The organism is Brevibacillus sp. JNUCC-41, from assembly GCF_014844095.1.
GTDB classification, from domain to species: domain Bacteria; phylum Bacillota; class Bacilli; order Bacillales; family DSM-1321; genus Peribacillus; species Peribacillus aracenensis.
This window is the reverse complement of the sequence record NZ_CP062163.1, coordinates 1,298,547-1,311,227: the sequence shown is the minus strand read 5'-3', so window position 1 is coordinate 1,311,227 and position 12,681 is coordinate 1,298,547. Positions and strand designations below refer to the sequence as shown.

The window sequence follows — 12,681 nt, the reverse complement described above, 5'->3', positions numbered from 1 at the left end:
CCTTGCTCTGGACTTGGTACTTTTTCATTGTTTTTGCTTAGTAAAGAATTCTGCAAGGAACTCCTCAAAATTAGGGGCCTCGATTGCTGCAATTTTTTCATATGATTCAATGATCTTGAGTTTAATTTCTTGCTCCAGATCACTCCGGTCTTGATAGTTCGTGTTTTTTAATGATTTTTTTATTTTAGGATTCAAAGAGTCTATGAGATCCAACAATTCTTCTTTTGACAGTTTTTTATCCACAATGGCTTTTCTCCTTTCTAACATATACCTCATCCATATAGTGCTTTCGAAGTTTTTTTAGAGCTTGTTTACGGATGCTTGAGATATTCTGCGGCGACTCATGGAAATAGGCAGCAATTTCCTTGTTGGATAGGCCGTAGGAAAAAATCATGGTCAATACCAGGCTTTGTTTGGCTGTTAACGTCTTCAAGGCTTTGATTATCTCTTCATCACTTATGTGTGAAGCGAGTTCGTTCGTTTCCCCCATCTTTTCAAGTTGAACGTCCAACGTGCCGATTCGATCGATCAAACCGCCAGTATCCATTGGTGTCGCATCAAGTACCATTCGATAGCGTTCCCGTTGCTTCCGTGCCCTTTTATCAAAATCAACAGAGAAAAAGTAAATTAAGGAGCACATGTATTTGTATACTTTAGCCCGGTAATAGAAAATTCTGAAAGTCTCGTTGAGATGATCAATGTTGTGGGAAGAAGGGGAATCAAGAGTTTCAGTGAAAATCTTTAAATGCTCTGGGTTCTGTAAAAATAAATGAATGATCGGCTGTGCAAAGAAAGATGAGTACTGTTGCTGCAGAAACTCCAAGGAATGAGAAAAAAAATGAGAAGTAAAGTGGTTCATTGTTATCCCTCCTTTTATTAATAAAGTGATAGACAAGGGGAATAAATCAATTATATAGGAACATTCGTTCTTTTTTCCATGAATCAATAGTGCTAGATTGATTTTTTAAAACAAGTTTCACTTTAGATATCAGATACAAGAAAAGGGGTGAAGAGGATGATGATTGAGGATGCTACTATGTGGGTTTCATTAGTTAGCGAATTTGGCTATCCATTCGTCGTTTCTATGTTTTTGCTCTTCCGCTTCGGTAAACAATTAAAAGAACTGACTACGGACGTAGAGAACTTAAAAAAGTCCGCTCATAAAACGAAAAATCGATAACCTCAGGACGTAATGTGCCAGGTGATAAACACCGAATTTCGGATTCTATTCTAAAAAGGGTCCGGAATTCGGGTATAAAGAAATGGGTACTCTGAAAAATCAAGACTTAAGTAAAAATCCCTCCTTTAAAGTCAAGTTAAATAATGGTAAACCATTATTTGGAATATAGCACAAAATAGGTAAAAAATAATCGTCATTTGGAATCATTTTACTACTATAATTCATCCGACAATGGAATTAGATAGGAAATCCTCCCCTCGTACGATTTTTGTTTTATGGATTAAAGTGAAAATACTTTTAAAAAAACAACATTCATCAATAAACTTATGAATAGTATGCGGCATCCAAGTAAAAGGGTGCTGCTTTTCTTATTTTTTGGTAATAAACTGATAAAATGGAAAAGGGGTGGAGAATTTGAAGGGTGAACAGCTAGAAGATATTCGAATCCTGCAGCAAGAATGTGAACGGGAAGGTTTTACTTTAAAGCTGAACTGGGAAACGCTTCGCAGTCGGAATGGTGTGCATAAGAATGACTTTTTTCACTATGATGGATTGAAGCTTGTTGGGTTTATTGGTCTTTACGATTTTGGAAACAAAGCGGAGATGTGCGGGATGGTCCATCCTGATTACCGGAGGAAAGGCATTTTTACAAAGCTTCTGGAAGAGGCTATAGGGAGTGCAGTGGAGCGCAACTATAAGTTGATTCTCTTGAACTCACCTGCTCAATCCCATTCAGGAACAGGATTTTTGAAACAGCTCCCATGTGAGTTTGCGTTTTCTGAGTTTCAAATGAAGTGGTCCGAAATGGAGCTTGACGATTATGGTGATGCAGTCGTTCGCCCTTCACGGAGAGATGATGAGGAAACGGAAATTCAGCTGGATATTCAATGTTTCCAATTTACGAAACAAGAGGCGATGGATTATTATCAGCGCATCCTATATGAGGATACTCTGAAAACCATGATGATTGAAAAGGATGGCCGAGCGGTCGGTAAGATCCGTGTTGATCACTCAGACCGGGAAGCATGGATTTATGGATTTTCAATTCTGCCAAAGTACCAGGGAAAAGGACTTGGCAGAAAGGCGTTGAAAAAGGTCGTAGCCGAACAATGCCAGCTGGGATATGATATTTTTCTTGAGGTCGAGGCGACTAATGAGCATGCATTAAGACTCTATGAATCTTGTGGATTCAAAACCATTCAAAGACAGGATTATTATCAATACAAAGGGAAGACAAAGAGTTAGGGGCTGGGATGATGTTGACATTATTCATTTATAACTGGCAGGTGCGAAGTGAGTGGTTCTTATGGTGCCGGACCTTACCGAGTGAGGAACTGAAACGGCAGCGCATAGGAGGGATGGGCAATATATTGAGGACACTTGCCCATATTATCGATGTCGAATGCAGCTGGATAAAGGCCATACAAGGAAAGCCTGATGTAGCGATCGATTTGGATGCTTATGATACGATCGAAAAGGTTGAAGATTTGTCCATCCGTTATCATTCTGAGGTCATGGACTATTTGAATTCCCATTCCATTGAAGATGAGCAAGGAATGATACAGCCATCTTGGATGGAGGGGACATACGAAAAAGGCATGATACTGCGCCATATTATAGCTCACGAAATTCACCATATAGGCCAGCTGTCCATCTGGTCGAGGGAAATGGGCATCGAACCGGTATCAGCCAGTTTAATAAATCGTGCTTTATAGGCATTAAACTTTAAAACTGGTAATGCAACTGGCATTACCAGTTTTTTATTTTGAAAGGAATTCCGAGGTTTTTTTCAAAATGTTTCATTGAAGTATAGAGTCTAAGAAACTTATCTTTGTGATCTACCCTGGGTTTATTAAAAGGGAACTTTCTCCCTAGGGACTCAATGGGATTCTATGATGACATATACATGATTGAAGGTATAACGAGCTATGGACTCTGAATGGGAATGGTTAAAAAGTATGATTTATTCAAAATTCGTAATATTACGGTAAATTTTAACGCTTATTCGACAAAATCATGATATATTATTCTAGCATTTTACAAAAATAGAAGGGTTGTGAAGTATGTCGTTCAAGATGCATGTTAATAAGATGCTCGCCCCGATTCTTGCTGTGAGTTTGGTTGCAGCTCCATTTACCGTACCGGGGGAGACATCCGCCAAAGAGTCTAATAAGAAACCGGTCACGACTGAACCATTTATCATTACAGCTCCAACTGTTAATTACACAAAAGGGACAAAGGCGACTGTAACGGTCACACCGAAGAAAGGGAATAAAGGAAATGAAACCGTTGTCTTCCAATTGATGAATGGGACGAAAGTCATTTCACAGTCAGCCATTGAGGCGGATATTAAATCAGCCCAAAAGTTCTCCGCGTACTTCAATTCGTACAAATCGGGTTATTGGGTCAAAGTATCGGTTGTCTCCAAGTATAACGGCAATACTAGTAACTTCGGCAACAGCTTGGCAGCCTCCGTATCGGATGCGCCATTTGAACTAAGGATCATGGAAACGACGGATATACACACTAATCTGGTGAGCTATGATTATTATAAGGATGCCGTATCGGACTCGGTCGGCTTTTCGCGCACGGCTTCTTTAATCAAACAGGCACGAAAAGAAGTGAAAAATAGCGTTTTAGTGGATAACGGCGACCTTATTCAAGGGACCCCGCTAGGTACGTACAAAGCGAAAATAGCGCCACTGAAAAAAGGTGAAGTCCACCCCGTCTATAAGGCGATGAACTTACTTGACTATGATGTGGCCACATTCGGCAATCATGAATTCAATTATGGCTTATCTTATTTGGACGAGGCCATCAACGATGCAAACTTCCCTTACATCAATGCCAATGTTTATAAAAAAGATAAAGACAATAATCCAAAGAATGATAAAAATAAATATACTCCATATAAAATCGTCACGAAGAAAGTGAAGGACATCAATGGAAAAGAAAAATCAGTGAAAATAGGCTACATTGGATTCGCCCCTCCACAAATCATGGATTGGGATAAAGCGAATCTTGACGGCAAGGTCACTACAAAGGAAATCGTCACGACAGCGAATAAATATGTACCTGAAATGAAGAAAAAGGGCGCGGATGTCATCGTGGCGCTCACACATTCCGGGTTTAATGGCGACACCAAAAATACCGAGGATGTCATCTATTCATTAAGCAAGGTATCCGGCATCGATGCCATCACGTTCTCCCATACGCACAAGGTCTTTCCGGCACAAGATGAGGCTTCTTTAGACAGCCTATTCAAGGATGCCCAAGGAAAAATCCTTAAAGGTGTGGATAATAAAAAGGGTACCATCAATGGTGTACCAGCCGTTCAAGCAGGATATGGCGGCAGTAATCTCGGGATCATCGATCTTGATATCCAAAATATCAAGGGGAAATGGAAAGTCGTCAATTCCGAATCATCGACACGGGCAATCAACGACAAAATAACAGGAAAAAAGGCAGCTGAAGATGCGTCTGTCGTCAAGGCTGTGAAGAAGGATCACGAAGGAACGATCAAGTATGTTAACACGCCAATCGGAACGACTACAGCTCCAATTCATAGCTATTTCTCCCTTGTGCAAGACGATCCTTCCGTACAGGTCGTGACGAGCGCACAGAAATGGTATGTAGAGAAATACATCCAAAGCAACCGCCCAGAATACAAAGACCTGCCCATTCTCTCTGTAGGGGCTCCTTTCAAAGCGGGTCGCAATGGAGTCGAGGAATTCACCGAAATCAAGGAAGGCGGACTGACCATTCGCAGCGCCGGTGATTTATATTTATACGATAATACCTTGAAGGCAATCAAGGTCAAAGGGTCCGTGGTTAAAGAGTGGCTTGAGATGTCTGCAGGGAAATATAACACAATCGATCCTGCCAAGTCTGAGGAACAAGAGCTTCTTAATGGGAAATTTGCCGTTTATAATTTTGATGTGATTGACGGCGTCACGTACCAAATCGATGTCACCAAGGCTCCGCGCTATGATGAAAAAGGGATGAAAGTGTCGGATTCCAGCAGGATAGCAGATTTGAAATATAATGGTGAACCAGTGGATCCGAATCAAGACTTCATCGTCGTGACGAATAATTACCGTGCTTCGGGCGGGGGGAACTTCCCGGGAGTCAAGGGCAGCGAATATGTAGTTGACTCTGCGGATGAAAATCGCCAGATCTTGATGGATTACATCACACAAGAGGGGGAGATCAATCCAACCGCCGATAATAATTGGTCGATCGCCCCGATTTCAGGTAAGGTGAACGTTACCTTCACCTCATCACCAAAAGGTGCGGAATATTTAAAAGAAGACAGCGCGATTTCCTATACAGGCAAAAAGGATGATAAAGGATTTGGCATTTACAAATTCAATTTGGGGAAAGAAAACGTCAAGGTGCAGCTGCTCGGGATCAATGATCTTCACGGCCAGCTTGATACCACCTCCGATTTTGGCGGTATCAAACAAGGGCGTGCTGATTATTTAGCTGCGCACTTGAAGCAGCGTAAAGCTGAAAACCCTGAAAATACACTATTATTATCGGCAGGGGATGCTGTTGGGGCAAGTGCTCCCGTTTCTTCTTTGATCCAGGACAAACCGACGCTTCAGTTTTTGAATAATATGAAATTCGATGTCGGAACTGTCGGGAATCATGAATTCGACAAAGGGGTAGAAACCCTGATGGCTCAAATCAATGGCGGAAAGTCACCAACATCCGATGTAGTATTCGATAAATTGAACTTTCCATATGTAGTAGCCAATGTGGTATATAAAGACACGAAGAAACCAATTTTGGATCCTTACGTGATAAAAAAGGTCGGCGGGGTTGATATTGGGTTCATCGGTGTAGTCACGAATGCCACTCCTCAAAAAGTAAGTCCGGATGGCATTAAGAATGTGGAATTCATAGAACAGGCACCTGCCGTAAATAAGGCGGTTAAAGAGTTGAAAGATAAAGGCGTCAAATCGATTGTGGTCATCTCACATGACCCAGGCACGGAAAAGGAAGGGGTCATCACAGGGGAAGTGGCTGATCTTGCTAATGCCGTGGATGATGAAGTAGATGTGATCTTAGCCGGAGATAATCATGCTAGGGTCAACAATTATGTGGATAATAAATTGATTGTACAAGCTTACTCTTATGGAACGGCTTTTGAAGATGTGGATTTGGAAATCGATCCAAGCACAAAGGATATTGTCAAAAAGTCAGCTGAAATTGTTACGGTTACACAAGATGGCATCACACCGGATGCCGTGACGACTAAATTCATTAACGACTATTTAGACATGTTCCCCGAGTTGAAAGCCCCGCTTGGGACAACGGATGAGAAAATTTTAAGAACCAACGCCTATACACAGGAAACGGGCCTTGGGAATTTAATCGCCGATTCGATGAAGGCAGATTTGAATTCCGATTTTGCCTTCATGAACCCAGGTGGAATTCGTGCAGATATTCCAAAGGGGAAAGTCACTTTTTCCGATTTAGCGAAAATCCAGCCATTCGGAAACGTATTGGTAAAGCTGGAACTGACTGGAGCAGAAGTGAAAACACTGCTTCAACAGCAATGGGTCGTCGATGGAGCTCCGAAAACTTTGCAAATTTCTGGACTGAGCTATACAGCCGACTTCAGTAAACCTGTCACGGAACGTGTCACCTTATTGAAGAAATCGGACGGAACGCCGATCAATGATACCGAAACATACACGGTGGCCGTCAATGATTTCATGGCTAGCGGCGGTGATAACTATACCGTCCTGAAAGGAAAAGAGCGTGTGTTTGGACATGCTGACCTGGAAGCATTCGTTAACTATGTGAAAGAAACCTTTAAAGGCGGGAAGATCACGGCAGAAATCGAAGGCAGAATTACGAATATCAATAATTAATAGAGGCTTACTCGTGAAACTCTAAAAGTGAGCGCCCCTTAATAGAAGGGGCGCTTCTTTAAGTGGTTAATTGTTTCTGAAAATGGAAAAGTTCAATCCCAATGCGAAGGTGACCCATGCTATATAGGGAATCATCGCTAAACCGGATGCACGGTCTATTCTATAAAACTCGAATGCCGTTAAAGTAATCAGGGTCAGAAGTGCAGCCATTTCAATAAAGGCCGTTCCGCGCAATCCCCATTTGAAGAATAAAAAAGACCATAAGAAATTTAACCCTAGTTGAGTATCGTAGAGGCGTTCAGCGGACTTCGATTCCTTTTCTTTGGATGCAATGCGATATTTCGCTATTCCCATAATCGTATAAAGGCTTGTCCAAGCAACGGGGAAAGTCCAGGAAGGAGGAGCAAATGCAGGCTTCTTGAGTTTATCATAAATTTCTTTTGAATTTCTTGTGGCGAATATACCCACGAGTGAACCTCCGACCACAGGTACCAATAAACTTTTAGCAAATTTTCCGTAGTTCATAATGAATCCACTTCTTTCTTCATAATTTGGATGTTCTTATACCTTTACCTATTCATATGAAAATAAAACATGTTCTTCAAGGACCAAGTGTAACTTTCTTCCAAATTATACGTCGGTACTATTAAGAAAAGGGGGAATACCGATGAACCGTAAAACAATGATGCTTATGTTCTGTTTGTTACTTTTACTTGCTGGATGCAGCAGTAATGAAAAAGATGATTCGGCATCTAAGGCACAGGATGAAACGGCGGACAGTAAAATGGACGCTTCAATTTCCGGGAATAAGGTGCAGGAAGAAGCATCGGAAAAGGAAGGGATGACGGATGAAAGAAAGGTCATCCATCAAGCACAGCTTGAGTTGAAGGTGAAGAATCTTGAAAAAGCACAAATGAAGATTGAGAATAAGGTGGCTGAATATGGCGGATATGTGGTCGAGTCCAATGTATACAGGGAAGATGAAGAACTGGTGGAAGGAACGATCACTGTACGGGTCCCTGAATCCCATTTTCAGGATTTTCTGACCGATAGCGAGGGCGAGGCTTCAGAAGTGGTCGGAAGGAATGTGACAGGACAGGATGTAACGGAGCAATATGTAGATCTAAAAGCAAGATTGAAATCAAAGAGGGCAGTAGAGGAAAGATTACTTGCATTCATGAAGGATGCTGAGAAGACGGAAGATTTACTGAAAATATCATCCGATCTTGCCGTGGTGCAAGAAGAAATAGAACAGCTGACCGGGCAAATGAAGTATCTTGAAAACCAAACCTCATATTCGACTGTTACCATCACGTTATCACAGGACCGGATAGTTGTGCCTGGCATTGATAATAAGGAATTGAATACATGGGAGAGGACGAAGAAACAACTTGCAACAAGTGCGAATCTATTACTTAAAGCGGGTTCAGGAATCATTGTTTTCATAATAGGAAACTTGCCTATCCTCATTATTTTAGGCGGAGCTGGTGCGGTGGCTTATTGGGTGATCAAAAGAAGGGGTAATAGGTGAAAGGCAGAAATAAGAGGGTGCCAATTAGATTGGGCACCCTCTGACATTTATTTATTCCGTTTATGCAAGCCAGTCACATAATACAGGGCTACCAACAGTAAGATCCAAATCGGACCAACGATTAGAGCGATTCTTGTATCTGCTGAAAAGCCGAGTACTACCATTACGAATACTAAAAAGGCCAAAGTGAAATAAGAAGTGAATGGGAAAAGCGGCATTTTGTAAGACAAGCCTTGCTTTTCTCCCTGACTCATTTTCCGTCTGGACATGATCTGTGTGACAAGTATGGTTCCCCATGTCCAGAGGGCACCGAATGTGGCGACACTTGTGACGTAAGTGAAAACTTTATCGGCTTCCATGTAGTTAAGGTAAACACCGAAAAGAAGCACGACAGCCGAAACGATGATGGCAACGCCAGGAACGCCTGACTTTGTAGTACGTTCGAAACTTTTTGGTGATTCACCTTGCTGCGCTAGGTTGAATAACATTCTTCCTGTACTGAAGATCCCGCTGTTACAAGATGAAAGGGCTGCTGTCAGTACGACAAACTGAATGATTCCTGCTGCGCCTGGTATACCGATTTTATCAAACATCATAACGAATGGGCTGTTTTCTCCATTCATTTCATCCCATGGGGTGATCGATAAAATGACTGTCAGAGCTAAAACGTAAAAAAGTAAAATCCGATAAAAAACCGTATCGATGGCTCTTTTTAAAGATTTTTCAGGATTTTTAACTTCACCTGCGGTTACTCCAAGCATTTCAATTCCCAAATAGGCGAACATGACCATTTGGAAAGAGAGGATGAAACCGGAGATCCCATTAGGTAAAAACCCTCCATGTTCAACAAGGTTGCCGAATCCGACCGCGATTCCGCCGTTCCCAAGTCCGAAAATGATCATTCCGAAGCCAAGGACGATCATAAGTATGATAGTAATGATTTTCACTAAGGCGAACCAAAACTCCAATTCACCATATGCTTTTACGGCAAGAAAGTTAATCGTCGTCATGATGGCAAGAGCGGCTAACGCCCAAGCCCATTGCGGTGTATCAGGGAACCAAAATTGCATATAAATTCCGACTGCCGTAATTTCAGCCATACAGGTGGCAATCCAAACGAACCAGTAATTCCATCCGGTTATATATCCGGCAAGAGGACCGACAAATTCGCTAGCATAACGACTGAAAGAGCCTGCGACAGGATTTTTAATCGCCATTTCCCCTAGTGCACGCATGATAAGATAAATCATAAGCCCGCCAATGGCGTAGGAAATGATGATGGCTGGGCCGGCTAATTTTATCGCAGATGCCGAGCCAAGAAATAAACCGACTCCAATGGCTGCGCCAAGAGACATTAATGCGATATGTCTTTCTTCCAAACCTCTATGTAGTTGAGATTCTTTGGAGTTTTGCATAATTTTCCCCTTTTCTATGTTGGAGTTTATTTTCTCTATCTAGCATTTTATCACTAGTAGAGGTGAATACATATAATTTATTGATTTTTCACATAATATTACAACTAAATAATATATTTTAATAGGAAGAATGTAAAGTAAAAAATGAAAACGCTTACTACAAGGCGATCCAAACAATTTTCATCGTATTTATAATCATTCAAAACTATTAGAATGCTATTCAAACAAAATATAATTATGTGATTTTTCTAAAAATTTAGACTTTATCAAGTAAAAAAGATGGCCCCAAAATAAAGAAATGCATGTTCGTTCCACAAAAGCCAGATGGCTGAAGCCCATTCAGGATGATCTACAAAGGGTAGCGATTATGCTGATACTGATTTTAAATGACCTCATTTCGGTTACGCCCGAAGGCATCTACAGGACTCTGTTCATACCACTCCGGTAAGATGCCATTCCATGAATCGATTGATACGGATTTCCAGAGAAGTCGATTTTTTTATGTAGATTTATGGAAAAAACATTGTCGAAAATGAGAGAAAACGGCCAGTGAGGCTTAGCGGAATTCAGGGGAATAGCCCGGGAAATATCGAAGGCTGGTATGGAAATGAAAATGATACGAAAAACCGTCAGAAATTCAATTTACTGTTTCAGTATGTAGTTCCTAAAAAAACTGTAGACAAACTCGGTGAAGTCGAGTTTGTCTACAGTTTTAACCAACAGCATGCTACTGACGGTTTTTTTTACTCTGTTTTATAAGAAGACTTTGAATGAAACTCAATAACAATGATCCAATTAAAGCTCCCCAAAAAGAATGTATTACAAAGCCACTGACTGCATAGGAAGTGATTTGAAATGTGAAGGCATTGATAATGAAAGAAAACAACCCGAACGTCAGGATGGTGATTGGCAATGTGATAAGCAGGAGAATGGGTCTAACCAGCAAGTTCATGATCGATAATATAAAAACCGCCAGCAAGGCTGTTCCGTAAGATTTAATCGTGATGGAGTCGAGAAGCCAGTCAATAACGAGCAATACCAGCCCGTTGATAAGAAAACGCATTATTATGTTCATGAATAACTCCTCCTGAAGGCACTTTACTACAAGTCATTATACTAAAATTTCATGAATTTCAGTGATGTGTTTGCAGAATTGTCACAAAAAAAAGAGGAAAGCTATGTATTTCCCCAGAGTCGACATTGACCTTTTTACTAAAAAGGGGTCCAGTAGATTTCAGAAACCCGCTCCCTTTCCGCCGACTGTCTGCCAAGCCTCATCAAAGCAAGCGCCTGTGGGGTCTCGGCTAGTCAGTTATTCGGCAGGGGTGTCGAAATTTCTTCAGGTTTCATCCGATATAAAAAGTAAACCCTGAAGTGTAAGCAAGTCTTGTTTTAAAAACACCGTTCGTCTACATTCTTTTCATTTAAAAAGGTCCAGTTGATTTCAGAAACCTATCCCTTTCCGCCGAAGAACCACCATTTGTCTGCAAAATGCACCCATTAGGTTCTATTTAGTTGTGGGCAATGATCTTTTCGAATTCACTTAATTCCAATGTGTTTTTCAATTTCGGGTTGGTGTTTAAGGAAAGCAGGGCACTTTCGATGAGAAAGATTCGCGGTTCAGCGTTTTGTAATAATTCCTCTTGGATAAAGTGAATCAATTTTAAGTTTTTGACACGTTCCGCTTCATCATCTTGGCATAGCCTCAAGATCATCTTTTTTAGGCCATTGGCAGAGTGCAGGAGTGCTGTATGAAAATCCTGCTGTGTATGGAAGCACTCAGGCAGCCATTGCTTGATGAGATCGGGTTCCAAAAGCTGTGCTTTTGACGAGCTGACATCTTCGAAAATCGATTTAATCCTATCTACACAATAACGGATAATTTCAGTAGGGTTGAAATCGGGCTCTTTAGCCAAGGCATTAAAATGAACCGTTTGATGCATCATCCCCGAGTAGAGAATGGCACAGTCCAAAATATAAGGTTTTTTATCAGCACCGAAAATGTCCAGAAACCGTTTGGATAGCCAATGGATATGCTGGAATTTAGCATGTGTTATGAAGTTCTTAAGTTCTGAATCATTTGAAATCATTACTTCTTCATATAAGAAAAAGATTTTATTGTTTTTGTTGGAGTGCATTTGTAATTCGGATTGTTTGATGAATATTTCAATATCTGCAAGGTTTTGCCCAATCAGCAATTCATTCCGCTCTTTTTCGAATTTTTCTTGCGAAGTCAGGAAGACTGCCTTAAGCAATTCGCTTTTAGAAGAAAAATAGTTATAAAATGTTCCTTTTGAAATGCCGCTATAATCTAAAATATCCTGAATGGAAGTGGCTTGATAACCCTTTTCAATAAATAATTGGTGTGCATATTTAACTACCAGTTGTTTGCGCTCATTCATATATATCACCCTTACTCTTATTGGACGGTCATTTTAACGTAATAGTATCTTATTTTCTATACGAACACAAACCAGTATGTTTACAATTTCTCCAGTGAAATAAGGGGGAAGGCATTTTTATTTCAGTCCGATTATGAAGAGTCCTGCTGTAGTTGAGGTTCACAAAAGCAATGAAACATTAAGTTTCTGCCTCCTTCTATCCGTCATGTAAATAAAGCTTGATGAAGTGAACAAAGTCACAGGTAATCACTTCGGTTTGTTATAAGATAAA

At 40.8% G+C, this 12,681-nt stretch carries 11 protein-coding genes; 5 read left to right on the top strand and 6 right to left on the bottom strand.

Annotated elements, in window-relative coordinates; genetic code table 11:
* Nucleotides 1-24 precede the first annotated feature (24 nt).
* On the bottom strand, nt 25-243 hold the full coding sequence (locus JNUCC41_RS06545; RefSeq protein ID WP_192206885.1) for a hypothetical protein: 219 nt from the start codon (nt 241-243) through the stop codon (nt 25-27).
* Nucleotides 236-859 (bottom strand): sigma-70 family RNA polymerase sigma factor, encoded by a 624-nt coding sequence (locus JNUCC41_RS06540; RefSeq protein ID WP_192206884.1) that lies wholly within the window; start codon nt 857-859, stop codon nt 236-238. The genes JNUCC41_RS06545 and JNUCC41_RS06540 overlap by 8 nt, the downstream gene beginning before the upstream one ends.
* 156 nt (nt 860-1,015) lie before the next feature.
* Between JNUCC41_RS06540 and JNUCC41_RS06535 the strand changes: the two genes are divergently transcribed.
* The 4 genes from JNUCC41_RS06535 to JNUCC41_RS06520 all read left to right on the top strand — a co-directional run bounded on the left by JNUCC41_RS06535 (nt 1,016) and on the right by JNUCC41_RS06520 (nt 7,062).
* On the top strand, nt 1,016-1,180 hold the full coding sequence (locus tag JNUCC41_RS06535) for a YvrJ family protein (protein ID WP_228467557.1): 165 nt from the start codon (nt 1,016-1,018) through the stop codon (nt 1,178-1,180).
* Nucleotides 1,181-1,594: 414 nt separating this feature from the next.
* Complete coding sequence (locus tag JNUCC41_RS06530) at nt 1,595-2,425, top strand: GNAT family N-acetyltransferase (protein WP_192206883.1); 831 nt, start codon at nt 1,595-1,597, stop codon at nt 2,423-2,425.
* Between the two features lie 11 nt (nt 2,426-2,436).
* Complete coding sequence (locus JNUCC41_RS06525; RefSeq protein ID WP_192206882.1) at nt 2,437-2,895, top strand: DinB family protein; 459 nt, start codon at nt 2,437-2,439, stop codon at nt 2,893-2,895.
* Between the two features lie 348 nt (nt 2,896-3,243).
* Entirely contained in the window at nt 3,244-7,062 is a 3,819-nt protein-coding gene (locus tag JNUCC41_RS06520; RefSeq protein ID WP_228467556.1) for a bifunctional 2',3'-cyclic-nucleotide 2'-phosphodiesterase/3'-nucleotidase, read from the top strand.
* A 66-nt stretch (nt 7,063-7,128) separates the two neighbouring features.
* Here JNUCC41_RS06520 and JNUCC41_RS06515 read toward each other — a convergent pair whose 3' ends face one another.
* A complete protein-coding gene (locus JNUCC41_RS06515; RefSeq protein ID WP_192206881.1) occupies nt 7,129-7,587 on the bottom strand; it encodes a TspO/MBR family protein in 459 nt (152 codons plus the stop codon).
* A gap of 142 nt (nt 7,588-7,729) precedes the next feature.
* Between JNUCC41_RS06515 and JNUCC41_RS06510 the strand changes: the two genes are divergently transcribed.
* Nucleotides 7,730-8,593 (top strand): DUF4349 domain-containing protein, encoded by an 864-nt coding sequence (locus tag JNUCC41_RS06510; RefSeq protein ID WP_192206880.1) that lies wholly within the window; start codon nt 7,730-7,732, stop codon nt 8,591-8,593.
* 47 nt (nt 8,594-8,640) lie between these two features.
* Here the strand turns inward: JNUCC41_RS06510 and JNUCC41_RS06505 are convergent, their stop codons facing one another.
* From JNUCC41_RS06505 to JNUCC41_RS06495, 3 genes are all read right to left on the bottom strand, one after another.
* Nucleotides 8,641-10,008 carry an amino acid permease gene (locus JNUCC41_RS06505; RefSeq protein WP_192206879.1) on the bottom strand — a complete coding sequence of 456 codons (1,368 nt, stop codon included), beginning with the start codon at nt 10,006-10,008 and terminating at the stop codon, nt 8,641-8,643.
* A gap of 727 nt (nt 10,009-10,735) precedes the next feature.
* The gene (locus JNUCC41_RS06500) at nt 10,736-11,083 is read right to left on the bottom strand and encodes a phage holin family protein (protein ID WP_192206878.1); all 348 of its coding nucleotides are present in this window, start codon (nt 11,081-11,083) and stop codon (nt 10,736-10,738) included.
* Nucleotides 11,084-11,519: 436 nt separating this feature from the next.
* A complete protein-coding gene (locus JNUCC41_RS06495; RefSeq protein ID WP_192206877.1) occupies nt 11,520-12,410 on the bottom strand; it encodes a TetR/AcrR family transcriptional regulator in 891 nt (296 codons plus the stop codon).
* Nucleotides 12,411-12,681 lie beyond the last annotated feature (271 nt).